Genomic DNA, 26,248 nt, shown 5'->3' on the forward strand with positions numbered 1-26,248 from the left:
ACCGGGAGGACGGCGTGGAATTTCGGATGCTGGGTCCACTGGAGGCGTGGCACGACCACGCCCCTGTTCCGTTGGGAGACCAGCAGCAACGCTTCATCCTCGTCGTGCTCCTGCTGAACGCGAACAAACCCGTGTCACCCGAACGGATCACCGAGGTCGTGTGGCCCGACAACCCGGAACGCCGGACGCTGGTGCGCGGGTACATCAACAAGCTCCGCAAGGCGTTCGACGGGACCGACGCGGAGATCGAGCGGACGGCCACCGGCTACGTGCTGCGCGTCGACGAGGACCGCATCGACACGGTCCGCTTCGACCGGCTGCGCGCCGAGGCCGCGTCGGCCCTGCAGGACAACGACCAGCGCCGGGCCGTCGAGCTGCTGCGCGAGGCCGTGGCGTTGTGGCGCGGCCGGTTCCTGGAGGACATCGACGTCGACAGGATCGGCGGCGCCGAGGTGATCCCGCCGGACGAGGCCCACCTCGACGCGCTCGGTGACCTGGCAGAGCTGGAGCTCCTCACCGGGGACCACCGCTCGGCGCGCGACCGGATGCGCCGCGCCGTCCGCACCGCCCCGGACAACCAGAAGTACGCCGAACTGCTGATGCGCTCGTTGATCGCCGGGAGCGACCGGGTCGGCGCGATCAGGGCCTTCGACGCCGCGTCCGCCGCGCTCGCCGAGCTCGGACTCGAACCGGGAACGGTGCTGCGCAACCTCGCGGAACGCGCCCGCCGCGGTGAGCCGGTCAGCTCGCTGCCGTCCCGTCCTGGAGGGTTCACCGGCCGTTCCGAGGAGCTCGCCACGATCGAGGCTGCCGCGGCCGGGTCGGACGAACGGCGCGCGGTGTGGATCAGCGGCGCACCCGGTGTCGGCAAGACCGGCCTGGCCGTCGAGGCCGCGCACCGCCTGCGCCACCGGTTCCCCGACGGGCAGCTGCTGGTGCGGCTGGGCGGGTTCACGCCGAACGTGGCGCCGATGTCGGTCTCGGAAGCACTCAGCCAGCTGCTGACCGAGCTCGGCGTGCCGGCCGAGCAGATCCCGGACACCGTGGGACGCAAGGCAACGCTCTACCAGACCCAGCTCTACGGCACGAAAACGCTGGTGGTGCTGGACAACGCGGCCTCACCGGAGCAGATCCGGCCGTTGCTGCCGGAGGCACGCGACTGCTTCGCCCTCGTGACCAGTCGCAAGATGGGCGAGCCGGACATCAGCGAGCACGTCCGGCTGGCCCCGATGCCGCCGGCCGACGCGGAGGCGCTGTTCCTGGCGCTGATCGGGCCGCGCGTGCGAGGCAAGCCGTCGGACGTCGCAGGCCTGGTGAAGCGCTGCGGGTACCTGCCCGTGTCGATCACCGTCGCCGCCGCGTTGCTGCGCAAGCACGACAGGTGGTCGCTCGAGCACCTGCTCGGCCTGATGGACGACAGCGGGGCGTGGCGGGACGGTGCCGCCGCCATCCACGCGTCCTTCGGCCAGCTCGAACCGCGGCAGCAGCAGGTGTTCCGCCTGTTCGGGCACCTGCCGGGACCCGACGTCGACCTCGTCGGCGCGGCGGCCCTGATCGGCCGTGACGTCGCCGCCACCCGCAAGCTGCTCTACGACCTGCACGAGGTCTGCCTGCTGGAGGAGACCGCACCCGACCGCTACCAGATGCTGGACTCCGTCAAGGAGTTCGCCGCCCAGGAAGCGGCACCCGCCGACGCGTTGGTGCGCCTGCTCGACTTCTACCTCGTGACGCTGTCCGGCGCGGTGAGCGTCGCGTACCCGTTCGACCGCACGATCCAGCCGTCCGCGGACCGCGAAAGCCCGTACGGCCTGCAGTTCAGCGCCGAGACCGAGGCGCTGACGTGGATCACCGCCGAGCGCGACAACCTGATGGCGGCGATCCGGCGTTCGGGCTCGGACCACGCGTGGCGCCTGGCAGCCTTGATCTGGCGGCACTTCAACACGCTGAACCTGTTCGAGGACTGGATCCAGGCCGTCGAACGGGTGCACCCCGAGGACGACTACGGCCAAGCCCATGTGCTGCAACGGCTTTCCACCGCGAACGACCGGTGCGGCCGGCACGCGGACGCCCTGGAGCTGGCCGGACAGGCATTGCGGCGTTGGACCCGTGTCGGTGACGTGGCCGGTGAGGCCGCCGCACTGGGCGCGCTCGCCATCTCCTCGTTGCAGCTGGGCGACCACGACGAGGCGTTGAAGCACTTCGCGGCAGCGCAAGCGAAGTACGAGCAGTCCGGGGACCTGCGCGGCCGTGCGCACGCGTTGAGCATGCTCGGTTACATCAACGAACAGCACCGCCGCTACGACATCGCGTTGGAACAGCAGGAGAAGGCCGTCGAGATCCTGCGGGAGATCGGGTTCCAGCAGGGACTCGCCCACGCGCTGAACAACCTCGGCGCGATCCGGCAGCACCTCGGCGACCTCGACGAGGCCATCCCGGACCACCTGGAGGCACATGACATCGCTGTCGAGCTCGGTGACGCGTGCGTGGCCGCTTTCGCGCTGACCAACATCGCCGACGCGCACCGGCTCGCGGGCAGGCTCACGGAAGCGTTGCACCATCACGGAATGGCGGCCAAGGCGGCGATCGGGGTGACCGATCCGGACCTGAGCGCACGGCTCGACCGCGACCGGGCGGCCACCGTGCGGGACACCGGTGACCTGCCGGCGGCGTTGCTGCTCTACCGGTCGTCGCTGGACGTCGCGATCGGGACGGGCAACCTCTCCAACCAGTCGCACGGCGAGATCGGCGTGGCGCGCACGCTGCACGAGCTGAAGCGGCACGACGAGGCCGTCCCGCACTGGGACGCCGCCGAGGCGGTGTTCCGCGAGCTCGAACAACCGGAGGCCGAGGAGGTGCGGGCCGAACGGGCGGGGCTGACCTGCGCGTGCGGTCAGCGCTGAGCGAGCAGCCGTTTCAGGTCAGGGGCGATCTCCCTGACCGCGCCGTGGTTGTGCCAGCGGCCCAGGGTTCTCGCGAGCTGCCGCAGGTCGGTCCGCACCGTCGCGGAGTCGACGTGCGCCGCGTCGTCCAGCGTGCCGGCGAGCGTGCGGCAGCTCTCGTCGACCTCGCCTGACAACGCGTAGGCGAGTGCTTGGCGTGTACCGAACCTGGCCCTGGAACGGCGGGACGTGGCCGGCACCAGCGCGAGCTGCGCACCCAGCACGGCCGCGGCCTGCTCGTTCAGTCCGAGGTCGGACAACGCCCATCCCCTGGCCAGTTCCAGGGGATCGGGCGCGCTGGGGCCGAGCGCCGGGTACGGGCCGCCCAGGTCGATCGCCTGCATCAGCTGCGCGGCCCGGTCGAAGGCGCTCTCCGCGACGTACCGGTCGCCGGCCAGCGCGTGCCCCTGCGCCTCCCGCCGCGCGGCCAGCGCGAGGACCCGCGACCCCGCCCTGCCGATCCACTGCGCCTGCCGGGCGAGGCTGATCGTGCCGGCCGGGTCCTGCCGGTAGAGCGCGAGCCCTGCCTCCCGCACGAACGCGTAGCCGGCGATGTCCGGATCGCCTGCCGCGCGGGAGAGTTCCGACGCGTGCCGGGTCCACCACAGCGCGTTCGGCTCGTCGCCGGCCTCCTGGAACATCCAGCCGGTGTACTCGGCGATGCGCGCGGCGAACCGCAGCAGCCGGGTGCCGACCGGCCCGGTGTTCTCGCGCGCCATCCCGTGCACGGTGTGCTGCAGGGCTTTCAGCGGCCCGACGAGCATCAGCGGGCTGGTCCGCAGGCCGAGGCTGCGCAGGGTCTCGAACGACGCGCGCATCCCGGCGAGCACCGACTCGTCCGGGACCGATCGCATCCCGAACGGCCCGGCGCCGAGCATCGTGCCGGCGAGGAGCTCCTGACTCCGTCCGAGCGAGGAGACGGGCCGCGTCGCCGCCTCGATCAGCACGCCGCCGACGTTCAACGCTCCGTCGCAGAGCCGGGCCAGGGCCGGGGTCGGAGGCTTGAGGTCGTTCTCGATCTTGCTGAGATAACCCTTGCTGTAGTGGATCTGTTTCGCCAGCTGACCCATCGACAATCCCGCGGCGATGCGATGCCGGCGCAACAACTCACCAAAGGTCGTGACCACAATTACCTCCCCACCCCGGCCTGTTCCGAGTACATCATCCGAACACGGGCGGGGCAATCGATCCGGCCTTGCCAAAAAATGGCCAGATCGAATTCCCCCGCCTGCTCAGCCGTGCCACACGTTGCCGCCGCCGTCCTGCGTCTCCGTGGTGGTCGTGGTGGGGGGCGGCGGCGGGTTGCCGTCGGCGTTGGCCGCGACACCACCGGAAACGGAGGCCGCGACGGCGATCGCGGTCAGGAGCGTGGCGGCGCCGGCCGCGACAGTGGACACGATTTTGGACATGGCGAATCCTCCGAAGGTGACGGAATTGATTTCCGGATTTCGCCCGCTCTCTGCGGGCTCCCTTCGAGCATTCGTCTTCGAAAAGCGTGAAACCAGGTGTTTCCCGTTGCCTGCCGAGGTGGTCAACCCGGCAACGCGAAAAGGGCGGTGTCCCCGGGAGGACACCGCCCTTGATCACTTCCTGGCCTTCTCGATCACTTCCTCCAGCCGCAGCGGACTGGGCGGGTGGTGGCTCAGGCACAACGGCGCCCGCATCCGCCGGAACCCGAACGTGTCCCCGGTGACGTAGAACTGCCCGCGTTCCAGCCGCGAGATGTCCGTGACCGAACTCCCCTTGGCCCGTGCCATCTCCGTCGCCGCCGCGATCTGCGCCGGGCTGTTCAACCGCCCGAAGAACTGCGTGGTGGCGTTGCCGGTGACCTGGTTGTGCACGCCCTTGGGCGCCTGCGTGGCGAGCAGCAGCCCCAGCCCGTACTTGCGGGCCTGCGACGCCAGCAGGATCGTGGTCTGCGTGCTGGCCGTGACCCCGCCGGACGGTGCGATCGTCTGCGCCTCGTCCATCACCATCAGCCCGCCGAGCGGCCGGTCCACCGCGGGGTTGCGCTTGATCCAGGCGAACACCTCCAGCTGCAGCTGGCTGATGAACCCCTGCCGTTGCTCGTCGGACGGCAGCCCGACGAAGCTGATCACCGAGATCCGGGCCTTCTTTCCTGGCGAGGCCTCGAACAACACCCCGGGATCGGTGGCTTCACCGGTGCCCGCGAGCAGCGGGTCGTTGACCATCGCGGCCCTGAGCGTCTCCGCCAGGTCGGCCGCGGTGGCCGTCGCCGAGTAGAGCTTGCTGACCCCGTCCGGCAGCTCCGCCAACAGGTCCACGAGCCCGTTCAGGTCTCTCCTGCCGGTGCGCGCGTAGTGCTTCAACGCCTCCTTGAGCACGGCCCGCCCACGAACGGCGAACTTCGTCTCGTTGGCGATCCGCGCATGGGGCACCAACCGTGCCACGGCGGCCTCGACCGCGGCCTCGAACTCGTCCTGATCTCCCCGCACCAAAGCGAAATCGGGCAGGGGGTGGAAACTCAGCGGCCGCCCACCGGCCCGTCCCGGCGTCCACACCACGACCTCGGTGCCGGCCAGGTACTCGGCGGCCAGGGCCTCGTCACCGGCCCGCCACTCCCCCGGCGTCTCCGGCCAGGCCTCCCCGAGCCGCGCCAGGTCGTTGTTGGGATCCAGCACGATCGCCGAAACGCCTTGCAGCGCACACTCTTCGACGATCCTGCGCAGCAGCACGGTCTTCCCGCTGCCGGACCCCGCGAACACGATCGCGTGCTTGCGCAGGGATTCCAGCTCGATCCGGATCTCCCCGTCCATCCCGAGCACGATCGCCCCGTCGGCCCGCGGCGGAGGGCGCGTCTCCTGGTGACTCGCCGCGGTTCTCTCCTGGTCGGGCAGCACCGCCCGCAGGAACGTCGTGCCGCTGGCCGGTTTCCGCGCCACCAGCCACGCGAGCAGCTGATGGGTCTGCACCGCGCAGATCTCCTTGAGAGCGCTGAACGTCCGCAGGTCGTCGTCCGTGATGTCGACGCACCGCCCGCCCGCGCTTTCGAGCTCGGCGACCAGGGTCCGCGTCACCGCCCCCGTCCAGCCCTTCGCCCCGTTGCGGATGATGATCAGATGCCGGCCGCGCGCACCATGCGTCCCCTCCGCAGCAGCACGGGCCTCACGCAGCTTGCGCAGCACCGTGTTGCCGTGACTGGTCGCGATGAACCGCAACCCCCAGCGCTCCTGGGTGTCCAGCTCCTCGTTCACCGTGAGCCTCAGGCCCGCGTGCAGCCCCATGTCGTCGGAATGGGGTTCCGGATGCCACTTCAACTCGTCGTTGCCGACCTCGGTGATCCAGGACTTGAGCCCGGCGAGCAACAACGAGGGCAGCACCTCGTCCTCGTTGTGCGGCCTGACGTCCACGGCGGCGATCCCCGCGGTCTCCTTCAACCGCGCGAACCTGGCGTCGAGCTCCGCCATGTAGTCGGGTTCGGGCCCGACCGGCACCGGCGCCTGCACGGCCTCGGACGGCACCGGCTCGTTGAACGAGGCCAGTTCCCTTATCTCGCCGTACAAACAGGCCTCTGCGTGCTGGTGCACCCGCTTGAGCAGCTGGCGCGGCGTGCGGGCTGCCCAGTTCGCCGGGTCGAACGCGCTCGGCGCCACGGGCCAGGTGGGATGCGGCGGCGTGATGCCGTGGCTGCGGTACATCACGCCGAGCCACTTCTCCAGAAGCCGTTGCCCCAGCGCGGGATCAGCGATCGACGCGAGGATCGGCGTCGTGGTGAAGCGGTCCTCCACGGTGTCGCTGGCGATCGACTTCAGCAGCTTCCACGTGTTGGGCAGGCACGCGACCACCGTGATCGTGCGCCGCGTGGTCTCGCGCAGCCGCATCAGGCCGTCCGAGATGTCCGCGATCTCCTGCACCAGCTCGGGGTTCGTCACCGCCTCGCCGGTCGCGTCCTGCCCCTTGTTCACCAGCGTGTCCAGCTGGTCGACGGCGATCACGCACGGCCCGGTCATCGCGAGCACGCGCGAGATGTCCCTGACGAGCGTCCGCGACGGGTTGGCCTCGGACGGCAGACCCCAGCGCCTGCGGTCCTCGCTCGTCTCGTCCACGCCCTTGAGATAGGACCTGCCGATGTCGGAGTGCTCCGAGGCGTACAGCACGAGCGCCCTGATCGTGTCGCCGCACTCGACGGCGATCCTGCTGTCCACGACCCGCAGCCCGGTGAGGAAGGTCCGCAGGTGCTCTGGCGTCAGCGGTGCTTCACCGGTGACCGCCCGCGCGACCTCCGCGGACACGTCGGCTCCCCGGCACAGCTGGCGCAACAGCACGGTCAGCTGGAGGTCGCCGTCGTCACCGGCCCTGCGCAACTCGCTGCGCATGGCGTCCGCGATGTCGTCCCAGAAGGCCTTGCCCGACGTGACCTCGACGAGGAAGAAGTACCCGCCCTGCTCCTGGACCGTGCTGCGCACCGAACCGAGCAGGTGCGTCTTGCCGACGCCCTTCTCGCCCTGCAGCACCAGTCCGCCGATGCTCGGCCCGGCGCTGGCCCTGGCGTCCGCGATGCCCGCCCGCAGGCGGTGTTCCGCCCTGGTGTGCAGGCCCTCCACGTGGAACGGCGAGGCGTGCCACACGTCGTCCGGGGTCTCGGCGGAGTTGAACCGCACGACCGCCAGCGCCTCGCGCAGGTGCTCGGTCATGATTCCTCGATCGCCAGGAGGTGCTTGTCCTCGTCGCCGATCCGGATCGCGGCCGCGTGGTCCTCCTCGGTCAGCACCTTGCGGTTCGAGTCGGGGACCAGGTGCGCGGTGCCGGTCTTCACCATCTTCAGCAGGGTCTCGTCGACCTCGTCGCGGTCCGCGCCGAGCCTCGGGCGGACCTTGGCGAGCCGGACCCAGTCCTGGTAGCCGTCTCCCAGCTCCAGGTACACCCGCGTGATCAGCTCCTCCAGGTCACCCGTGCGCACCGCCTCGGCGAGCGTGCCGCGGTCGTTCAGGAAGCGCAGCACCCGGCGCAACACCGCGGCCTGCACTCGTGCCAGCGGTCCCATGCGTGCCGGAGCCTCGCCTTCGATGAGGTCGTTCATGCACCAGGCGACGCCTTTGTCGGTGATCCGGTGGACCAGTCGCCTGCCGTCCTTCGACGTCTCCAGGAGGCCGTCGTCGTTCAGGGCGTTGCGATCGTCCTTGCCCAGCTCGATCTTGAACTGCTGCACCAGCTCGACGTTGGGGATCTCGCGGTCCTCCAGCATCAGCTGAACCAGTGCAGCCCTGGCGCTGGGTGCGTACGTCTCCGGCATCACGCCGCCTTTCAGTCGGTGAACGCGGTGATTCGTCGTTCGATCCGGGCGAGCAGTGCGCGCACGTCGCCGCGCAGCCGCGCCGGCGCCGCCACCCCCGGCCCGTCGCGATGGGGCTTGCTGAGCAGCAGGAGGTCGGCGGACCGGTCGCGCAGCAGCTCCATGTCGCCGTCGTCGAGCGCACCGGCCATGCCGCGGACCGTCTCCTCGACGAGCGCGACCCTCCCGGCGTACGGCAGCTGCTCCGGCACCTCCCGCAACGCGGCCTCGGCGCCCCTGAGGGCCTCCTGGTCCGGTTCGGTCTCGGGCGCGGGAGTCGCCTTGATCAGGTCGTGCAGCTCCCGCGCCACCCGGACGGGCCGGATGTCCGGGTCGAACTCGAGGTGCCGCAGGCCGCGCAGGAAACCGGGCAGCAGCTCGCGGTCCGTGCCGCGGGTGAGCAGGCAGAACATCTGCCGTTGCGCGCCGTCCGGGCCGAGCGTGCGGCGCACGAACCGTTCCGCCTCGGTGAGCTGCCAGCGGCTCAGCTCCCCCGCAACGACGAGGCAGAGGTGCTCGGCGATGTCACCGGCCTGGTCCAGGATCTCCGGGTCACCCGAGACCGACCGGTCCGTCTTGAGCCCGAGCAGCTTCAGTTCGGTGATCAGCTCGGTGCCGGTGCGCCACAGCGTTCGCGGGCTCGACACCAGCAGGTCGAGGTCGAACTTGCGTCTGCGCGCCCGTGCGGCGGCCACGTAGGCGTCGCGGTTGTCGCGCAGCAGGTCGGTCCGGTCGAACTGCTGCGCGATCACGGCGGCGACCGTCTCCAGCGCGAACGAGATCTGGTCGGACGACGGCGCCTGCTCCTCCAGCACGGGCAGCAGCTCGCCGAAGCTCCAGTAGGAGATGTAGGGGATGGTGACGTGCCGGAGCATCTGTTCCGGGGTCACGGACTTGACCAGCCAGTTGCGGAACAGCGGCGTGACGACCTCGGCGCACTTCTTCTGCCACGTCTCCGCCCGCTCGTACTCCATGCGGTTGTCCAGACGGGACAACACCGGCATCACCTGGTGGCGCGGCCGGTCGTAGGGCAGCCGGTCCCTGGCCCGGTCGGCCATGTGCGCGACGTCGACGACGTCGTTGAGGTTCTGGTCGTTCGCGGTGAACACGACGACGAGCCGGTCAGGCAGCTGGGCCGTGCAGATGCTCGCGATGTCCGAGACGCCGGTGCGGCTGTCGATCAGGACGAAGTCGTACTTGGCGATCCACTGCTCGCGGTACTCCTCCAGGTGGGCCGCGAACCCCCGCCGGTACAGGTCCTCCCAGTCGAGCCCCTGCATGCGCCGCGAGTAGGTGGGATCGAGCCTGCCGTCCTCTGCCCCGCCCGCCGCGATCAGGTCGAGCACGCCGTCGACACGAACCCGTACCTCGTGCGTACCTGGCGTCCGCACTCCGGCGAGGTATTCCTGCGCGATGTCGACCACGCCACTCTTCGGCGATTCGGTCAGGTGCGGTGCGAAGTAGAGATGAAGGCCGGGCGCTTCAAGATCCCAGTCGACCACCAGCACCCGATAACCCCAGCGCGCGAGCAGCACAGCGGTGTTGGCCAGGGTGAAGCTGCGTCCGACGCCGCCTTTGTAGGAGTAGAACGTGATCACGGTTCCGGTCATCACTCGAACCTCGGTAACGGCGGTGGCGGGATGAGCACCGGATTCGGCCGTTCGACGATCGGCCAGTCGGGACTCCACGGCGGAACCTGCTTGGCCAGCTGCACGAGATCACGCGCGAGCACCCTGATCTGCCGGCAGAACGAGAGGTAGTCGACGGAGTCCTGATAAACCGCGTCCGGGTGCGCGTATTCCTTGAAGTCCTGCCAGGAACGCATTCGCCCGACGTCCGGGAAGTTCTCGGAATCGGAATAGAGGATGGGGTAGATCAGTCCCTGCGAGATGTCGGCGCCGGCCAGGCCGAGCATGGCCTCCCGCGCCTGCATGCTCTCCAGCTCCGCCATGCACCAGTCCGACTCGAAGTACGGCGGGGTCAGCAGCTGGATCATGATCTTGCTGTGCCGCAGCGAGTTCTCCAGGTTGTGCGCCCACTCCACGGCCCGCGGCATGGTGCGGTCCATGTACACCCTCGGCTCGGGTGCGCTCTCGTCAGCGAGGTACTCGACGAGCTTGCCGTAGAAGTGGGTCAACAGCCATTTCTGCACACTGCCCTTGCGGCTGTAGCTGATGAAGAAATCGTACTTGTAGGACACAGCGCACAACGGTAGAGGCGGCGACCGTCGCGATAAAAGACAAAAAAGTGGGCATTTGCGGCGGCTTCGACCAATAAATGGACATTAACTGGGCTCCGGATCATACCCCGAACGCGAGGAAGCCCCCGATCATGATGATCGGGGGCTTCCTGTGCTGAGTGGACGATACAGGGATTGAACCTGTGACCCCTACCGTGTCAAGGTAGTGCTCTCCCGCTGAGCTAATCGTCCGAGCGGATGACGAGACTCGAACTCGCGACCCTCACCTTGGCAAGGTGATGCGCTACCAACTGCGCTACATCCGCGTGCCCCTCGGTTTCCCGTGGTGCGAGAGGAACTTTATCCGACGCTCCCCCGAAGTTCCAAATCGGCTGATCTTGGGCGTGCCGCGGGTGCCGAAACGTCAGCGGGGCCAGGTGCACTGTGCACCTGGCCCCGCTGACGATCCAAAATGGACGATACAGGGATTGAACCTGTGACCCCTACCGTGTCAAGGTAGTGCTCTCCCGCTGAGCTAATCGTCCGAGGCGGAGACGGGAATCGAACCCGTGTACAGGGCTTTGCAGGCCCTTGCCTAAGCCACTCGGCCACTCCGCCAGGAGCATGACTCCACGGCAAAGTACACCGGGAACCACAGAGCGGATGACGAGACTCGAACTCGCGACCCTCACCTTGGCAAGGTGATGCGCTACCAACTGCGCTACATCCGCGTACATCACTGACTTCATGATGTTGAAACGAAGCTTATACGAGGGGTTCAAGCGAGTTTCACCGGGGGTGCCCGCTTCGCCTTCGCGGGCCCCCTACCTCGGGTTATTCAGCTCAGGTCGTTCGAGATGAGGTGTGTGAGCGCCTCATCGACGTTGACCCACAGGTGCTCGTTGCCCGGCACGACGACGTCATAGGTCCGGTCGAGGAAGTCGGCGAGCTCCTGGGCGGACGCCTCGAACATGGCGTGCCCGGAAGGCGAGCTCAGCTCGATCACGACGACCTCGGGGTCGTCGGCGGCGGGGCGGATCCGGACGTCACCGTCGCCGGCGTCGGCGATGAGACCGTCTGCGAGCAGGTCGCGGGCGTACACCCACTCGACCCAACCGGCGCGGCCGGTGCGGAACGCGGCGACGACCGCGTACGGGTCCTTCGTGTCGTATCGAAGCTCCACCTGGACCGGGACCGCAGGTGTCCTCGGCGCCAGCAGGTCGAAGACCGCTGTCGAGCGGAGCGTCACGTGATCGTTGCGCATCGTCGTTACCCTCTTCTCCCTTCCCGGTCAATGAAACGACCGAGCACCTTAGTTGTGACGTGCATGTGGCGAGGAACGCTCGCGATTCGGGGGCATATCACCCCATCGGGTCAGCTCGACTCCGCAACGCGACCGCGCACACGCGCTCCGTGGCCTCCTCGCTCGTTAGCCCGCGTTCAGCGACTCCCATCTTGCTGGGTCTAACCTGAACCCGGTACCGGCTGTTGCGCGAATGTTGGACGTGAGGACATCTCTGGTGGCTGACTCGCCCGGCCCAACCGTTGCGTCGAGCGACGGCCGGCCGACCGATTTCGAGCTCGTGCAAAGCCTCGCACAGGGCGATCGGTCGGCGTTCGGTGAGCTGTACGACAGGTACGGCACACCGGCATACTCGCTGGCCAGACGCATCTGCGTGGACCCGGAGCTGGCCGAGGACGTCGTCCAGGAGGCCTTCCTCGCCCTGTGGCGACATCCCGCCAGATTCGACCCGGCCCGCGGCAGTTTCGGAACCTGGTTGATGACTTTGGTCCACCACCGCGCGGTGGACGCCGTACGTAAAGAGAACACTCAGCGTCGTCGAACTGTTCCCCTCACCGACGACGTATCCCCTCCTGCCGAGGGCTCCGACCACGCAGCGTTGGTCAGCGTGGTGAGCGCCGAGGTCAGAGCAGCCCTGCACACGCTCCCGGAAGAACAGCGCCAGGTGATAGCGCTCGCCTATTTGGGTGGCTACACGCAGTGCGAGGTGGCAAAGCTGACAGGCATCCCCCTGGGGACTGTGAAATCGCGCACGTTCGCGGCGATCAGACGCCTGAGAGGCACGTTGGGGAACTTGTGGGCCGGCGAAACCGGCGAGACGACAGGAGTCCACCGGTGAACGGCGACCTGTGCGCTCACGAGGAGCTCGCCGTCGGCTGGGCGATGCACTCCTTGGAGCCAGACGAGGAAGCACTGGCCCGCGACCACGTGCCGACCTGCGCCACGTGCCAGCGAACCGTGCAGGCAACCCAAGAGGTGCTCGCAGGCATAGGCGGCGCGCTGCGCCAAGAACAACCACCACCCCGCCTCCGCGCGAGGCTGATGGAACAGATCGAGCACATCCCCCAGGAAGCGCCCTCACAACCACACACCCCGCGCCACGCGGCCCCGATCCCGCTGCGCCCGCAACACCGCCGCCGCTCAGGCCGCACACTGCTGGCAGCCGCGGCAGCGTTGGCCGTACTGGCAGGCGGCGGCTACCTGGGCGTGCGCGTGAACCAGCTCTCAGGCGAGGTAGCGGCCTCCCAGGCCCGCACCAACGACCTGAACAAGGCCCTCTCCCTAGCCGCAGACCCAGCCACGAACAGGGCGGTCCTGCGCGCCACCACAGGCACCGAAGTGGCAGTGGTCCTCTCCAGCCCCACCTCGGCCGCCGTGATGCCGATGAACCTCAAACCGAACGACACGGGCCACATTTACGTAGTTTGGGGTGCGAGCACTCCGTCGCCGGTACCGTTGGCAGTGTTCGACGTGCGCACAGGCTCGACCGACCCACAACTGCTGACCTGGTCCTCCGAAGCGCACAAGCACACAACTTTCGCGGTGTCGCTCGAACCAGGCCGCCAGGCCCCGCCGAAACCCTCGGAGGTGCTCGGAGGCGGTCAGGTTGCACCCGCCTGAATCCCAACAGGATGATCGACACATGACGAAGCCCGACGTGAAGCCCGAAGAAGAGCACAAGGGCTGGCGCCACTGGTTCCACAGGAACCCGGCCCTGAACCTGGCGTACCGGATCGGCGTGGGCGTGATCGGCGGCCTCGTGCTGATCGCGGGCATCATCATGATCCCGTACCCGGGCCCGGGCTGGCTCGTGGTCTTCGCAGGCCTCGCCATCCTCGCCACGGAGTTCGAGTGGGCAGGCCGAGTCCTGAAGTTCGCGAAGCGCTACTACGACCGCTGGGTAGCCTGGCTCAAGCGCCAGCCGTCCTGGGTACGAGGCCTCGTCATGGCAGGCGTCTGCGCCATCGTCATCGTAACCTGCTACTTCCTCAACGTGTTCGCGCTGGTAGGCGGCTGGTTCGGCCTGGAGTGGAGCTGGTTGCAGAGCCCGATTTTTGGTTCTCGTTGATGATGTTGTAGGCTATGGCCACACCGCGAGAGCGGGACAGCACGACAACAGAACACGGGCGTTTAGCTCAGCGGGAGAGCGCTTCGTTCACACCGAAGAGGTCACTGGTTCGATCCCAGTATCGCCCACACAACCCGAAAGCCCCCGACCTGCACAGGTCGGGGGCTTTCGGGTTTGTCGGGCACTCGCAGACCCCTCGCTCCGGGGCCTCGGTGCAAAAAGTGGTGCTAAACCGGCGTCGTTCCACGTCAGACCAGCCCTCTCTGCGAGGGCGGCAGGAACAGACCAATCACTGCCTCTGCGGCATCACGATCAAGGTCCTCGATGTCCGCCGAGTAGGTGTCGAGCGTGAACGCCACCGTCGCGTGTCCCTGTGGGGTGGCAAAACTAGGCTCAGCGGTCTGACCTGTGCCTTAGGCCGCCGCGGGTTCGTACTCGTTGATCAAGCTGCCGAGTACTCGCCGACGACGAACGGACCTACAGCCTGACCATTCCCTGGACGTCCGACAGATCCAAGGAATACGTGGCGTTCAAGTCGCTCGCCTCCGCGATGCCCGCCCTGCTGACCAGGAACCACCCGCGCAAGCAACCGTCCGCCGCCGCCGTGAACCAGGCATTCGCCGAGATCACCGCCAATCGCCACGAGCGGACGTGGACCGCCATCCCCAGCACCCGCGAACCCTGACCGCTCAACCGAGCAGCTTCACGAGCTTCGCCGGCGCCAGCACGCGGTAGCTCTCGGTCAGCAACTCCCGCACCTCGTCCCAGTCCACGTCCGGCAGCACCTTCAGCCCGACCACGTCCTTGCCCCACGCCGCCCGGAAGAACGGCTCCCCGGCTCCGGCCAGGGCGTCGAACTCCTCGGGCTGGGCCCGGAACGTCATGATCACTGTTGGCTCGGTGAGTTCGGCGGCCCGGCTGTACGCCCCGGTCTCACCGGGATGCGCAGTGAAGACGTGCACGAAACTGCGGTTGCGGACGCTCCACCGCATACCCACCCACGCCGCCTGCTCGGTGGCCTCCGGCAGCGCGGCGCAGATGGCCCGCACCTCGTCCAGCACCCGGTCCGGCACGTCCGCACGATCGTTCACGGCGCACAACGCTACGCGCCCGCTCCCCCGTCCACGAGCATGAACGCCCCGCGCACCATCGATGCCCTGTCGCTGAGCAGCCAGGCCGTCACCTCGGCCACCTCGCGCGGTTCGGCCATCCTGCTCAGCGGGCACCGTGCTGCTCAAGCACTCCCCAACGTCACCGGAAGCGCGCTCGCCATCCAGGACCTCGTGAGCCGTGCCGGGTTCCCTCCTGGCGCACTCACCACGCTCGTCGTCGCCGAACCCGACGTCCCCGCCATCAGCGAACGCATCATCGCGGACGACCGCATCGCCTCCGTCACCCTCACCGGCAGCAACCGCGCGGATGCCGCGGTCGGTGCGGCAGCAGGCCGTGCGGTGAAGAAGACCGTGCTCGAGCCCGGCGCCTCCGACCCGTTCATCGTGCTCGACGACGCGGACCTCGACGCCGCGGCTATTGCTGCCGTCCGTGCCCGATTCACCAACTCCGGCCAGAGCTGTGTGCGCCAAGGCTTCCTGCGTACAGAGCCGCCAGGGTCGGCGTGGGGTGTGCGACCTGCCAGAGGTTGGCGGTGAGCGCGATGGTGATGAGGTCGGCGACTCGCGCACTCGACATCACGCTCACCGCCTCCAGGTGACGCGCCATGTCGTCGTAGGCGGCAAACGCGTTGATCTTGTAACGACGCGCCCTCTCCATGTCGACGTCGCCCTCGAGACTGAGCGGCACGTGGGTGAGCAGGTCGCAGAAGACGGGAAGCTCGGCGATCGTCCTACTGAGAACCCCGGCCGTCTCAGCAGGACTGAACGGGCCGGGATTCCGCGGCGCGGACAGGACGAGCTCCCGCCGCCGCGTCGTTCCGCAAGCCCGCCGAGCGAACGACGCTGTTCCAGCGCCAGTCCAAAGTGCGCTCAACGTTACAAGTCACCTGGGCGAGTCGATCCACGAAGAGCGCTCCGACCTGGCGGGACAAGCAGCTTGACCGACCCGAACCTGCTGACGATCCGCTTGGCGAACGGCGGCCCGAGCGACGTGTCGAACGCCCAGAGTCTCACCCAGGCCGGTCAGGTCGGACGTGAGGAACGGGGTACTCGTGGATGAGGGCGCGGACGTCGTCGACGGGTTCGTCGGCAGCGGCCCATTTGGCGCGGATGCGGTCGAGGTAGGAGCGGACGGTGGGGATGGCTATGCCGAGGCGGCGGGCGGTGGCGGCCAGGGTGCTTCCAGTGCCGTAGAGGTAGAGGACCTGGAGTTCCTGGGGGGATAGTTCAGGTGGGTCGTCGTTGATGATGGTCATGAGCTCGGCGGTCAGCGCCAAATGTCCCTTGTGGACAGTTCGGATGGCGTCGGTGAGCTTTTCGGCGTCGTCGTCCTTGATGAGGTAGCCGCAAGCTCCGGCGCGAATGGTGGCGCGGATGTGGCGGCGGTCGCCGTGCACGGAGATGACCAGGACCGCGGCGCCGGTGTGGCGCAGGGTGGCGACGTTCTCGGCCGGGTTGCTGCCGTCCTCCAACTGCAGGTCGAGCAGGATCACGTCGGCGGGCCCGCCGGTTTGTTCAGCGAGGTAGCCGGTAACGGTGAGAGCCGTGTGGGTGATGGTGATGTCCGGGGTGTCGGCGAGCAGGGCCCGCAGGCCCGCGGGGACGAGCTTGTCGTTGTCGACGACGGCGACACTGATCATCTCGGTCATGCCGGCCACCGCAGGTCGATGCGAGTCCCCTCACCTGGATGACTGTCCACGACGGCTGCTCCGCCGACCTCGGTCATCCGTTCGATGATCGAGTGCAGGATGCCGTAACCGAGTTCGGTGGTGGCGGGGTCGAATCCCTCGCCCTGATCGACGATCGCCACGATGACCACGGTTCCGGGAGCCTCGCCGTCCGTGCTCGTTGTGGCGGTGAGGCGGGCGCGGCTGGTACCGGAGTGCGCGGCGGCGTTGCTCAACGCTTCCGCGCTGGCAAGGCACAAGGCTGCGACGACCTCGGCGGGCAGGCTGTCGGGCAGTTTGGCGAAGTGGTACTCGACCCGCAGCCCGAGAGCGGCGGCATTGGTGCCGGCTTCCATCAACGCCAGGGAGAGGTCGGTGAGAGTGCCGCCGGTCTCATCAGGGGCGGCACCGCGCAGGATGTCGACACTGACCGCGCATTGCCGGCGCACCAGAGGATCGGGGTGGGCCGCTGGACCGGGACCGGCGATCCCGGTCAGGATGCGCAGCGGCCCGTCGTGCAGGGCGCGGTAGCGGCGGACCTCTTCGCGGAAGTGCCGGGCGCGTTCCTCGTTGTGGGCACGCTGAGCGGCGAGCCGTTCCCGTGCGGTGACCACGTGTGCGGTGGCGACATCCACCTGGTGGGCTGTCTGTCTCAGCCGTTGGATGAACACCAGGCAGCAGACGGCTGTGCCCACCTGCCAGCCGATCGTGCTGACGAGCGACGTGATGTCCGTGCCGCTCGCGAACAGTGGTACCTGCCCGATGGCGTAGGCCGCGGCGAGCGCGGTGCAACCGGCCGCAGTGTGCCGGGCCGAACCGCTGACCAGTGCCACGGTCACGGCGACGCTGACCGTGATGGGTTCCAGATACGAGTTGGAGATGTTCGAGAACTTGATGTTGTCCACCGTCGTCGGCAGAACCACGATGGCGGTGACGGCGACCGCGACGTCCGCGACCAGCACCCCGCCGTGCATCATGGGCCGGCGGAGCGCCAGCGTGATCAGCACCGCGCTCCAGATGAACAGAACCGCGTACACGGTGATCGCCAGCGCGGCTCTGATGTAGGCATCGACATGTACGGCGCCGACTGCGCTCAACGCGACCATGGCCAGTGTGGACAGCCGAGCCAGCACCACGACCCCGGCGACGATTCCCCGAACCTGCCGATGCAGGCTCACCACGCCGTCGGTCTCGGCTGAGGTCTCGGCATCGGTCGTCGCCGCGTGCGTCGACGGTGAGCCGCTCGACGTCAACCCGTCCAGTTCGAGCTGGGTACTCACCCGATCCAGCGTGGCAGCAAGCCCACTGGCTCGTCCATGTCGCATCTGTGCGGCATGGATCCGCTCGGGTGCGGTCCACCACGATCAGTGCACCGCAGGTGATACCGAGAACGGCCAGCCCTCTTGGAGGTGCGTTTGATGCGTGTTCGTGACCGGGGTCGCGTCTTTGACCAGGTGCTGACGCTGGGCGCCGCGTTGGCGGTGGTCTGTGCCGTGGCGCCGGGAGCTGTCGCCGTCGCCAAGCCGGGGACACCACAGCTCCAACAACAGCAGCAGCAGCAGCACAAGAGCAAACTCAAGATCGTGGTCGTGGGTGACTCGTACACCGCCGGCGAGGCCGTCCACGGTGAGAGGCTAGGGCGAGGTGCGACGCGCGGCGGCTACTTCGACCCACAGGATCCACGGCACCAGTCGATGGACAGCCCTGCCATGCAGGCCGTGGCGCGGCTGCAGGCCGCGAATCCCGGCCTCGAGGTCGAGGTGCACGTCGTGGCCGCCTCCGGTGCGACGACGTCGGACGTGTTCGAGACGCAGCGCCGGGACCCGCTGGAGAAGGTCCCGGGCAACCGGGCGCGGGACCCGCTCAACCCGAGCACCATGCACGAGGAGAACGACCTCGCCGTCAACCACCCGCAGCTCGGCCAGATACCGAAGGACGCCGATGCGGTGATCGTCGGCCTTGGCGGCAACGATGTGCTCTTCGGCCCGTTGGCAGAGTCGTTCGTGCGCGGCGACGCGGACAAGACCAGGATCCTGCAGGAAGCGGCCAGGCAACTGCTGGACACCGGAAAGTCCGATCAGGACTACCGCGACCAGGCAGACGAGAGCTGGAAGGGCCAGGCGCCCACGGTGATCGCCAGGCTGCTGCAGGTCTGGCAGGCGATCAGGAACCAGGCGCCGAACGCCGAGCTGTTCTTCCCGAACTACCCGATGGCGATCGACCCGGCCAAGAACTCGTGGTTCGACGGGATGAGCCCCGAAGCGCTCGCCGAGATGCGGAAGTTCGGTGAGCGGGTCAACCAGGCGCTGAAGCGGGCGGAGGAGATCTGCGGGTGCGGCACGACCGTCGACCTCGCCGACGCGCTCAAGGGCCGCGAACTCAACAGCGACGACCCGGCGATCACCGGCATCTGGCCTGCGATCACCGGATCGTCCACCCAGTGGGCGAGCAGTGAGCCGTTCCACCCCAACCGAGCTGGGGCCGGTCTCATCTCCGACCGCATCTCCGAGGCGCTGGCCCGCAAGCACGGCCTGCGGGTTCCGCCCAAGCAAGGTGCCGGGCCGACCGACACCAGCAAGGTCACCATCAAGCGGTACCCCGCGCCGGACACCGACGGCGACGGCCGGCCCGACTACCGCGACTCCGACTGGGACGGCGACGGGCACCTCAACGACCAGGACAGGAACCCGAACAAGCCGGACCCACGCCCGCCACTGTCCCGTACAAGGCCGGACGGCGGAAAACCCGGTGCCTTTCCGAACAAGCCCGCCCCGGCTGTCCGGCCGCCGGCTGCCAGTCCCACGGCACCAAGCAGCCCCACCAGCAACCAGGCGCCGGCGCAGCCACCGCGGAGTGCGGCGCCGGGAGAGAACGCCGGCCCGCAACCTGTACCGCACACCCCGCCGCGAGATGACGACCAGCCGACGCCTCAGCCGCCTACCCCCAGGCCGCCTACGCCTCTACCGCCTACGCCCCGGCAGCCGGCGGCGCCACCGCAGGCGCCTCAGCCCTCCACGCCTCCACAACAGGACAACCACACGAGTGGAAGCAAACCTCCCGCGGCCCGGCCGGCCCCGAAACCGGTCATCTCGCCCGAAAAATCCATGCGGTCGCCGAGCACCCCGTCGACCCCGAAACCGCCGACAGCGGCTGGCTTCAAGCCCGACTTCGCCTCGAGAGCAGCACCGTTGTCCAACGGTTCGGTGCTCGGAGTGAAGCCGCCACCCGCACCCGTGTTCACACCACCGACGCGTCCGTCGAACCCCAACTCCCCGTATCCACTCGGTAGTGGCGGCTCCAAGGGGCGGGGTGGATCGACGCCTCCCATGCCGTCGAAGGCTCCCTCGCCTCCGCCACCCCCGCCACCTCCGCCCTCCACGTCGCTCACCTCCTGAAGAGCAGCAGCCGACACAGGTGCCCGTTGCCCAAAGAGGAAGTCCACTCGTGGCAGGCCTTCCTGTTTGTGGCATATCCGCCGGTCGGCGCTGAAGCTATCGTCAGGTTCGGCGGGCCGCGCGCTTTCAGGAATCCCTTGTGACACAACAGGAGGCATTGATGAAGCTGATCTACGAACGCCCCACGCTCCGGGCGGTCGGCACGTTCGCGGCCAGGACCGGCTACGGCGCTGCAGGGGCGCGTGACCGGATCGGCTGGGGATTCGGCGCCTGGTGACATCCCTCGACCGGTGAGGCCGGCCCTGGTGGCGGTGACGCCCCAGGGCCGGCTCGGGCAGGCGAAACGGGGACTTCATGTGGTTCGTGGTGCTACCGGACTGTGCGGCGGCCGGCGAGGTGATGGCTGTGCTGAGCGATCGCGCGACGAAGGTGCTCGACCATCCGTCGGGACGGGCGTGGATAGCGGGCTGCTGGGGTGAGGACGAGGTCCTGTCCTCCTGCGCCGGGGACACCGCGGTAGCCGTGTTCGGGCAGCACGCGTCGCCGGCCGGTTTCGCCGACGCGGTGGCGCGAGTCCGGACGTTGGCGGATGTTGATGCTGTCGCCCGTTCCCTCGTCGGCAGCGTGCACCTGGTTGCTTCCGTAGGTGGCAGGGTGCGGGTACAGGGAACGGTGAGCGGCGTGCGGCGTGTTTTCCACGCGCGTGTCGGCGCGGTTTCCGTCGCTGCGGACCGGGCCGATGTGCTGGCTGGTCTCGCCGGAGCCGAGCTTGACGAGGTGCGGCTCGCCATACGGCTTCTGCAGCCGTCGACGTTGCATCCGTTGAGCGACCAGCCGATGTGGCGTGGCGTGGACGTCGTCACCGGGGATCGCCACCTAGTCCTCGAAGGTGCTCGACGGCCGTACACGGCGAGGCACTGGACACCACCGGAACCGTTGCTCTCGCTGGATGAAGGCGCCGTACGGCTACGGGAGGCGCTTGTCGACGCGGTGCTGGCGCGTGTGCGGGGACGCGTTGTGGTGAGCTCCGATCTCGGTGGCGCGGACTCGACAGCGGTGTGCTGCACCGCTGCGCAAATGCATGCGCCTGTGGTCGCCTGCACCCTCGCCGGTAGTGACCCGTGCGACGACGACGTGGACTGGGCCAGGCGCACCGCGAGCCAGGTGCCCGGAATCGAGCACCACGTCGTTCCCGCGGACGAGATACCGACCGTGTACGACGGTCTGCTGGACAGGGACGAGGTGTTCGACGAGCCGAGTTTTCTCACCGTCGACTGCGAGCGGTGGTTGACCGTCGTGCGATGGGCCACGGCGCGAGGTTCCCAGATGCACCTGACCGGTTTCGGCGGCGATGACCTCCTGGCGGGATCGCCGGCAAACGTGCGTGCCGGCGTTCGCCAGCTACGCGGGTTCATGGCGCAGAACCGCTGGTCGCTCAGGCGGGTGCTGAGGCAAGTGCTCGACACGCGCCCGTACGGCCACTGGCTCACCACAGTGGCTGACGGTCTGAACACCCCCGCGCCGGTGAACGAGCCCGCGCTGATGTGGGACACGTTGCCGCCGCGCCTGCCACCGTGGGTACGCCCGCAGGCCGTTGAGGCGGTAGGTGACCTGATCCGCGCAGCGGCCCGCACTGCCGAACCCCTGTCACCGCGCCACGGCCAGCACCAGGACCTGGCTGCGGTGCGGTTCGGTGCTGGTGGGTTTCGCTACCTCGAGCACACAGCCGAGCATGCCGGGGTGAGGGTCGCCGCGCCGTACTACGACGACCGCGTCATCGAGGCCGCCCTCGCGGTACGTCCCGAGCAGCGCGTCACGCCCTGGCGGTACAAGCCACTCATCGCCACGGCCATGACGGGCATCGTCCCGGCAGTCAGCATTTCCCGTCACACCAAGGCCGACAGCACCGGTGACGAGGACCCTGGTCTGCGCCGCAACCGATCCGACCTGCTGGCGCTGTGGGAGGACTCCCACCTCGGACGCCTCGGCCTGATCGACACCAGTCTGCTTCGAGACCTGTGCAGCCGCCCCTTGCCCGCGCACCTGCCGCTCGGGGTGCTCTACCAGACCGTGGGATGCGAAGTGTGGTTACGCACACTTGCACGATTTCCCGCATCGACCCGAGGAGTCCTGAGATGACACTGCGGTTGCGCGACGGCCTCGCTCTCGCCGACACCGACTACGGCGTGGTCCTGCTCGACGAGAACACCGGCCAGTACTGGGAGCTCAACCCAACCGGCGCGAAGGCTTTGCGCAGCATGGTCGAAGGCGCCACACCAGCCGAAGCGGCACAGGACATCACCCGGCTCTACGACATCGACCTCGACACGGCCACGCAGGACATCAGCGACCTGGTCGGCGAACTGCACGCCGCGGGTCTGGCACAGGGAGGGTCACGATGACCGCGATGGGCCTCGTCACCCATCAGCCGCGTTCCGTGCCACTGCGCCGGCGAGTCGTGGTGTACCTGGTTGTCGGTGTGGCGCGACTGCTGGCCACCCGGTCACCGCGACACATCCGCCTCGTCCTGAGTCGGCTGCGCCGCGGTGCTCGTCCATCCACTGTGGAGGAAGCGACGGTGGTCCGTGCCGACATCGTCGCTGTCAGCCTGGTCTGCGCCGCACGGGAAGGTTGTCTCCCGCGCTCCCTGGCAACCGCGCTGCTGTGCCGGTTGCGTGGTCACTGGCCGACGTGGTGCGTGGGAGTACGTCGACTCCCGCCGTTCGGCGGGCACGCGTGGGTCGCGGCCGAAGGTGTCATGGTCGGCGAGGCCTACCCGGCCGGCTACTTCTCCACGTTGATCACCGTGCCGTGAGCCGCGTCGAGCCGCACCGCGGTGATGGCGACCTGCAGCAGCTTGATCCCGTTGCTGCTCAACGGATGCAGGCCGGTCAGCTCGCTGACGCGTTCCAGCCGATAGGTCAGCGTCCGGCGGTGGATGCCGAGCAGTGAGGCACTGCGCCCGCGGTCGAGGTCGGCCTTGTACAACGTGGCCAAGGTGTCCAGCAACTCCGGGCGCTCGGCGACCGGCCGGATGATCCGCCCGAGTTCCGCGCGCAACTCTCCATGCTCCGCGACCACGGCATCGAGCAGCAACATCTCCGGCCGCAGCACACCGGTCGCCATCGTCGCCACAGCAAGCGGGGTCATCCGGCGGACAGTACTGGCGGCCTCCGGTACGGAAGCGGCGTCCTCAGCGTGGGACATGACGACGGCCAGCCCGTCGAGGGACAGCTCGGCGCAGAACTCGCGGACCGTTTCTTCCGCGCTCGCACGGTCGCACGCGATCAGGACAACCGGTGCCTTCGGCGGATCCTCGTCCAGCAAACCCTGATCGGGCAACGCGGTGCGCATCCGCCGGATTCCTTCGGCGTCATCCCAGGCGATCGCGAACACGACGTAGCCCCGCTTCAGCCCATGTCCCACTGCGGCGGCCAATCCGGCGGTCACGGTCCCCGTGACCAACGCCCGCGCGTACGCGCGACGCGACTGACCGCCGAAACCCTCGGTCATCGCCGCGGTGATGAATGCCGTCCGGACCCGGCCCATGGCCAGCGGCGCCTCACGCGCGTGCCAGGCGGTCAGCTCGGCCAGTTCCCGCTGGTCGCCGACCTCGGCCTGAGCCCAGTAGTCGGCCAGCATGACCGAGCCGCCGATCTCGTAGCTGGTGATCACCTCGTCCAGCGACAACCCCCGCCGAGCTGCGTCAGCGGCCTGGTCGGCGTAGATCTCCAGTTCGTCCTCCGGCGCGGGCTGCCCTACCGGCCACAGGTCCAGCGCGCGGCTGATCGCGTGCCGAGTCACCCCTTCCAACCTCCGCGTGAACGACCCCGTCAGCTCACCCAGCCGTGGATTGGCGCGCACGATCGCCTCCACGACCGACTTGGACACCACATCGTGTCTCCGCCGCAACCGCGCGACCAGCGGCTGCGGCACCAAACCCGGTTTCCGACCATCACGCACAGCAGTCCTCCCCCGCAACAACCCGTTGCGACGCGGCCAGCCGGGACACCACCACAACGACCCGCCGCACCTCCCGGTGCAGCCCACGACGGTCGTCGCCCCGGTCTCCCCCTGTTGCCCCGTCTTGACCTCAACTGCGCGCGCTCGGTCCAACCTGGCACCTGGGCACCCACGCGTCCATGCCGCACCTGTGCGGCATGGACCGGTCTGAACGGGCCGAGCCGGCGTTGGTGCGTGAACCAGACCGCAGTTTGTCTACTGTGGACAGAAGGGGTGTGGTGGATGCGTGCTCGCGACCCGTGGCCGTGCCGTGGGCCAGATCGCGGCACTGGGTGCCGCATTGGCGGTGGTCAGTACCGCCGCGTCCGAGTGCCACGCGGATGACCGCCACTTCGATCGGTTCCCTGTACTCGCCGACCTGGAATGGCCGCCCGTCCGAAGTCGGGACAGGACTGGGTACCGCCCGGCGCCGCGATCAGACCCTGTCCCGCTCGAAAGTCATCGCTGCAGCTCACGCGGCATACCGATCCCACCCCGAGCGCCTCGTTGCCCGCGGCAGGGCCTGAGCTGCTGTCGTTCCGCTAGACGCTGCGTTCTCACCGCCCAGCGGACTGCCCTGCATGAGGCTTGCGCGTCGTCCAGGCGGCCTCCCGCCCTACCTTTCGAAGGACTTCCGCCGTGTCACAGATTGCGCGCGACCTCGGTCAACCGTTCGGCGAGAAAGGCACGTTCGACCTGGTTGTCGGTGAGCGTCAGCGCCTCCTGGTACGCCGTCATCGCCTGCGGCCAGTCCCCCAGCCGACGCAGGAAGTCGGCGCGGGCGGCGCTGAGATAGCGGTACGTGGCCAGGGCTGGATCGGCCAGCAGCGGCGCCAACGCGTCCAGTCCGGCCTGAGGTCCGTCGCGCATGCCGACGGCGACGGCGCGATTGAGCTCGACCACCGGGGACGGCCACAGTCGGCGCAGGAGGTCGTAGAGGCCGACTATCTCTTCCCAGTCGGTGTCGGTCCAGTTCGGAGCTTCCGCGTGCAGGGCGGCGATCGCGGCCTGCAGGGCGTAACGGGTCGGTGGGCGCCGGAGCAGGGCCTCGGTCAGCAACGACTGCCCCTCGGCGATGAGCTGACGGTCCCAGCGCGTGCGGTCCTGTTCGGACAGCAGCAGCAAGCGGCCGTCGTTGGCCTCTCTGGTGTTCTGGCGGGCCGTGTTGAGCAGTAGCAGGGCCAGCAGGGCGGTGATCTCGGCGTTGGTCGGCATGAGCAGGTGCAGCAGGCGGGCGAGTCTGATGGCGCTGTCGGTCAGGTCGCGGCGGGTCAGGCCGTCGCCGAACGGGGCGGTGTGGCCGGTCGTGAAGACGAGGTGGACGACCTCCAGGACCGCACTGACCCGTTCCTCCAGCTGGTCCGGGCCCGGCACGCGGTACGGGATGCGGGCGGCGGCGATCTTCTTCTTGGCCCTGGTGATGCGGGCCGCCATGGTCGCGGGCGGTACCAGGAACGCCCTGGCCACCTCAGGGGTGGACAGGCCGCACACCAGTCGCAACGTCAGCGCCACCTGGGCGTCCATCGCCAGTGCGGGGTGAGTGCACGTGAAGATGAGCCGGAGCCGGTCGTCGTTCAGAGCGTCCTCGGGCCCTTGCGTCGTCGAGTCGGTGACCAGCAGGGGCATTCTGCGGCGGAAGACCGAGTCCCTGCGCAGTGCGTCCAGGGCTCGGTTGCGGGCGGTGGTGGTCAGCCACGCACCTGGCCGCTCCGGGATGCCCGCCGCCTCCCACGTCTGCAGGGCTTGGGCGTAGGCGTCCTGGGTGTGTTCCTCTGCCCGGTCGAGGTCTCTGGTCAGCTGGGCGGTCGCGCTGAGCACCACCGCCCAGTCGCGGCGGTAGGCCTCTGCCACCGCCGCGACGACGTCGTCCCTGGTGTCGCTCACCCGCGCTCGACGACTGGTCGGATCTCCAGGCCGCTGTGCGTGTAGTTGAGCTCCGGCAGCAGCCGGGCCAGTTCGAACACCTCGTCCAGGTCGGACGCTTCGAGCAGGTAGTAGCCGCCGATTCCTTCCTTGGTCTCCAGGAAAGGGCCGTCGGTGGTGTGGACATCGCCGTGTGCGTCTGCGCGCAGAGAGGTGGCCATGGGGGTGTTCTCGAGCTGTCGGCCGTCGAGAACTCGGGCACCTGCCTTGGCCGCGAACGCCGCATGGCCTTCGTTGTGCGCGTGCCACTGTTCCTCGGTCATCGCGTCCCACTGCGCGGCGTCGCCGTAGATGAGGATCATGTACTTCGCCATGTCTTCGACCCCTCGGGTACGGGCCCCCTCGGCGGGCGGCCTCCACCCTACGA

At 68.6% G+C, this 26,248-nt stretch carries 26 protein-coding genes and 6 tRNA genes; 12 read left to right on the forward strand and 20 right to left on the reverse strand.

Annotated elements, in window-relative coordinates; translation table 11 throughout:
- Positions 1–26 precede the first annotated feature (26 nt).
- Positions 27–2,900, forward strand: a complete 2,874-nt coding sequence (locus ACSHWB_RS01090) for a tetratricopeptide repeat protein (RefSeq protein ID WP_439660205.1) — start codon at positions 27–29, stop codon at positions 2,898–2,900.
- Here ACSHWB_RS01090 and ACSHWB_RS01095 read toward each other — a convergent pair.
- The 12 genes from ACSHWB_RS01095 to ACSHWB_RS01150 all read right to left on the reverse strand — a co-directional run bounded on the left by ACSHWB_RS01095 (position 2,891) and on the right by ACSHWB_RS01150 (position 11,675).
- Complete coding sequence (locus ACSHWB_RS01095; protein WP_439660206.1) at positions 2,891–4,066, reverse strand: helix-turn-helix domain-containing protein; 1,176 nt, start codon at positions 4,064–4,066, stop codon at positions 2,891–2,893. The two genes, ACSHWB_RS01090 and ACSHWB_RS01095, sit on opposite strands and share 10 nt — an antisense overlap.
- Before the next feature lie 105 nt (positions 4,067–4,171).
- A complete protein-coding gene (locus tag ACSHWB_RS01100) occupies positions 4,172–4,348 on the reverse strand; it encodes a hypothetical protein (protein WP_439660207.1) in 177 nt (58 codons plus the stop codon).
- Between the two features lie 174 nt (positions 4,349–4,522).
- Positions 4,523–7,594 (reverse strand): helicase HerA domain-containing protein, encoded by a 3,072-nt coding sequence (locus tag ACSHWB_RS01105; protein ID WP_439660208.1) that lies wholly within the window; start codon positions 7,592–7,594, stop codon positions 4,523–4,525.
- Positions 7,591–8,193, reverse strand: coding sequence for a hypothetical protein (locus ACSHWB_RS01110; protein WP_439660209.1), 603 nt, complete (start codon positions 8,191–8,193; stop codon positions 7,591–7,593). The genes ACSHWB_RS01105 and ACSHWB_RS01110 overlap by 4 nt, the downstream gene beginning before the upstream one ends.
- Positions 8,194–8,204: 11 nt before the next feature.
- Positions 8,205–9,842: a KGGVGR-motif variant AAA ATPase gene (locus tag ACSHWB_RS01115; protein ID WP_439660210.1), complete on the reverse strand. Its 1,638-nt coding sequence runs from the start codon at positions 9,840–9,842 to the stop codon at positions 8,205–8,207.
- On the reverse strand, positions 9,842–10,432 hold the full coding sequence (locus tag ACSHWB_RS01120) for a TIR domain-containing protein (protein WP_439660211.1): 591 nt from the start codon (positions 10,430–10,432) through the stop codon (positions 9,842–9,844). Before ACSHWB_RS01120 ends, ACSHWB_RS01115 begins: the two co-directional genes overlap by 1 nt.
- A gap of 159 nt (positions 10,433–10,591) precedes the next feature.
- Positions 10,592–10,663, reverse strand: a tRNA-Val gene (locus ACSHWB_RS01125).
- A 1-nt stretch (position 10,664) separates the two neighbouring features.
- Positions 10,665–10,737 (reverse strand) — tRNA-Gly (locus ACSHWB_RS01130).
- Positions 10,738–10,884: 147 nt separating this feature from the next.
- A tRNA-Val gene (locus ACSHWB_RS01135) sits at positions 10,885–10,956 on the reverse strand.
- 1 nt (position 10,957) lies between these two features.
- Positions 10,958–11,029: transfer RNA gene (locus ACSHWB_RS01140), tRNA-Cys, on the reverse strand.
- A 40-nt stretch (positions 11,030–11,069) separates the two neighbouring features.
- Positions 11,070–11,142: transfer RNA gene (locus ACSHWB_RS01145), tRNA-Gly, on the reverse strand.
- Between the two features lie 107 nt (positions 11,143–11,249).
- Positions 11,250–11,675, reverse strand: coding sequence for an SsgA family sporulation/cell division regulator (locus ACSHWB_RS01150; protein WP_030477975.1), 426 nt, complete (start codon positions 11,673–11,675; stop codon positions 11,250–11,252).
- A 256-nt stretch (positions 11,676–11,931) separates the two neighbouring features.
- Here ACSHWB_RS01150 and ACSHWB_RS01155 point away from each other — a divergent pair, with 256 nt between their 5' ends.
- The 5 genes from ACSHWB_RS01155 to ACSHWB_RS01175 all read left to right on the forward strand — a co-directional run bounded on the left by ACSHWB_RS01155 (position 11,932) and on the right by ACSHWB_RS01175 (position 14,467).
- Positions 11,932–12,552 carry an RNA polymerase sigma factor gene (locus ACSHWB_RS01155; RefSeq protein WP_439660212.1) on the forward strand — a complete coding sequence of 207 codons (621 nt, stop codon included), beginning with the start codon at positions 11,932–11,934 and terminating at the stop codon, positions 12,550–12,552.
- On the forward strand, positions 12,549–13,334 hold the full coding sequence (locus ACSHWB_RS01160) for an anti-sigma factor domain-containing protein (RefSeq protein WP_439660213.1): 786 nt from the start codon (positions 12,549–12,551) through the stop codon (positions 13,332–13,334). The genes ACSHWB_RS01155 and ACSHWB_RS01160 overlap by 4 nt, the downstream gene beginning before the upstream one ends.
- A 22-nt stretch (positions 13,335–13,356) precedes the next feature.
- On the forward strand, positions 13,357–13,782 hold the full coding sequence (locus ACSHWB_RS01165; RefSeq protein WP_439660214.1) for a TIGR02611 family protein: 426 nt from the start codon (positions 13,357–13,359) through the stop codon (positions 13,780–13,782).
- Positions 13,783–13,838: 56 nt separating this feature from the next.
- A tRNA-Val gene (locus ACSHWB_RS01170) sits at positions 13,839–13,910 on the forward strand.
- Positions 13,911–14,305: 395 nt separating this feature from the next.
- Positions 14,306–14,467, forward strand: a complete 162-nt coding sequence (locus ACSHWB_RS01175) for a hypothetical protein (RefSeq protein ID WP_439660215.1) — start codon at positions 14,306–14,308, stop codon at positions 14,465–14,467.
- Positions 14,468–14,471: 4 nt separating this feature from the next.
- On the opposite strand, the gene ACSHWB_RS01180 is transcribed toward ACSHWB_RS01175, so the two are convergent.
- Positions 14,472–14,873, reverse strand: a complete 402-nt coding sequence (locus tag ACSHWB_RS01180; protein ID WP_439660216.1) for an MmcQ/YjbR family DNA-binding protein — start codon at positions 14,871–14,873, stop codon at positions 14,472–14,474.
- An 11-nt stretch (positions 14,874–14,884) separates the two neighbouring features.
- Positions 14,885–14,992, reverse strand: a complete 108-nt coding sequence (locus ACSHWB_RS01185; RefSeq protein ID WP_439660217.1) for an SDR family oxidoreductase — start codon at positions 14,990–14,992, stop codon at positions 14,885–14,887.
- Positions 14,993–15,065: 73 nt separating this feature from the next.
- Between ACSHWB_RS01185 and ACSHWB_RS01190 the strand changes: the two genes are divergently transcribed.
- Positions 15,066–15,431, forward strand: a complete 366-nt coding sequence (locus ACSHWB_RS01190) for an aldehyde dehydrogenase family protein (protein ID WP_439660218.1) — start codon at positions 15,066–15,068, stop codon at positions 15,429–15,431.
- Here ACSHWB_RS01190 and ACSHWB_RS01195 read toward each other — a convergent pair.
- The 3 genes from ACSHWB_RS01195 to ACSHWB_RS01205 form a co-directional block, all read right to left on the reverse strand.
- Positions 15,334–15,768 carry a hypothetical protein gene (locus tag ACSHWB_RS01195; protein ID WP_439660219.1) on the reverse strand — a complete coding sequence of 145 codons (435 nt, stop codon included), beginning with the start codon at positions 15,766–15,768 and terminating at the stop codon, positions 15,334–15,336. The two genes, ACSHWB_RS01190 and ACSHWB_RS01195, sit on opposite strands and share 98 nt — an antisense overlap.
- Positions 15,769–15,904: 136 nt before the next feature.
- Entirely contained in the window at positions 15,905–16,543 is a 639-nt protein-coding gene (locus ACSHWB_RS01200) for a response regulator transcription factor (protein ID WP_439660220.1), read from the reverse strand.
- Positions 16,540–17,841 (reverse strand): sensor histidine kinase, encoded by a 1,302-nt coding sequence (locus ACSHWB_RS01205; RefSeq protein WP_439660221.1) that lies wholly within the window; start codon positions 17,839–17,841, stop codon positions 16,540–16,542. Before ACSHWB_RS01205 ends, ACSHWB_RS01200 begins: the two co-directional genes overlap by 4 nt.
- A 138-nt stretch (positions 17,842–17,979) precedes the next feature.
- Here ACSHWB_RS01205 and ACSHWB_RS01210 point away from each other — a divergent pair, with 138 nt between their 5' ends.
- The 5 genes from ACSHWB_RS01210 to ACSHWB_RS01230 all read left to right on the forward strand — a co-directional run bounded on the left by ACSHWB_RS01210 (position 17,980) and on the right by ACSHWB_RS01230 (position 22,771).
- A complete protein-coding gene (locus ACSHWB_RS01210; RefSeq protein ID WP_439660222.1) occupies positions 17,980–19,956 on the forward strand; it encodes a GDSL-type esterase/lipase family protein in 1,977 nt (658 codons plus the stop codon).
- 160 nt (positions 19,957–20,116) lie between these two features.
- Entirely contained in the window at positions 20,117–20,233 is a 117-nt protein-coding gene (locus tag ACSHWB_RS01215; RefSeq protein ID WP_439660223.1) for a lasso RiPP family leader peptide-containing protein, read from the forward strand.
- Between the two features lie 245 nt (positions 20,234–20,478).
- On the forward strand, positions 20,479–22,095 hold the full coding sequence (locus tag ACSHWB_RS01220) for an asparagine synthase-related protein (RefSeq protein ID WP_439660224.1): 1,617 nt from the start codon (positions 20,479–20,481) through the stop codon (positions 22,093–22,095).
- Positions 22,092–22,358 carry a lasso peptide biosynthesis PqqD family chaperone gene (locus ACSHWB_RS01225; protein WP_439660225.1) on the forward strand — a complete coding sequence of 89 codons (267 nt, stop codon included), beginning with the start codon at positions 22,092–22,094 and terminating at the stop codon, positions 22,356–22,358. Before ACSHWB_RS01220 ends, ACSHWB_RS01225 begins: the two co-directional genes overlap by 4 nt.
- Entirely contained in the window at positions 22,355–22,771 is a 417-nt protein-coding gene (locus ACSHWB_RS01230; RefSeq protein WP_439660226.1) for a lasso peptide biosynthesis B2 protein, read from the forward strand. Before ACSHWB_RS01225 ends, ACSHWB_RS01230 begins: the two co-directional genes overlap by 4 nt.
- Here the strand turns inward: ACSHWB_RS01230 and ACSHWB_RS01235 are convergent.
- From ACSHWB_RS01235 to ACSHWB_RS01245, 3 genes are all read right to left on the reverse strand, one after another.
- On the reverse strand, positions 22,741–23,919 hold the full coding sequence (locus ACSHWB_RS01235) for a PucR family transcriptional regulator (protein WP_439660227.1): 1,179 nt from the start codon (positions 23,917–23,919) through the stop codon (positions 22,741–22,743). The two genes, ACSHWB_RS01230 and ACSHWB_RS01235, sit on opposite strands and share 31 nt — an antisense overlap.
- 681 nt (positions 23,920–24,600) lie before the next feature.
- Complete coding sequence (locus ACSHWB_RS01240) at positions 24,601–25,842, reverse strand: RNA polymerase sigma factor (protein ID WP_439660228.1); 1,242 nt, start codon at positions 25,840–25,842, stop codon at positions 24,601–24,603.
- On the reverse strand, positions 25,839–26,195 hold the full coding sequence (locus ACSHWB_RS01245) for a YciI family protein (protein WP_439660229.1): 357 nt from the start codon (positions 26,193–26,195) through the stop codon (positions 25,839–25,841). Before ACSHWB_RS01245 ends, ACSHWB_RS01240 begins: the two co-directional genes overlap by 4 nt.
- Positions 26,196–26,248: the final 53 nt, after the last annotated feature.

The organism is Lentzea sp. HUAS TT2, from assembly GCF_051853195.1.
Classification (GTDB): Bacteria; Actinomycetota; Actinomycetes; order Mycobacteriales; family Pseudonocardiaceae; genus Lentzea.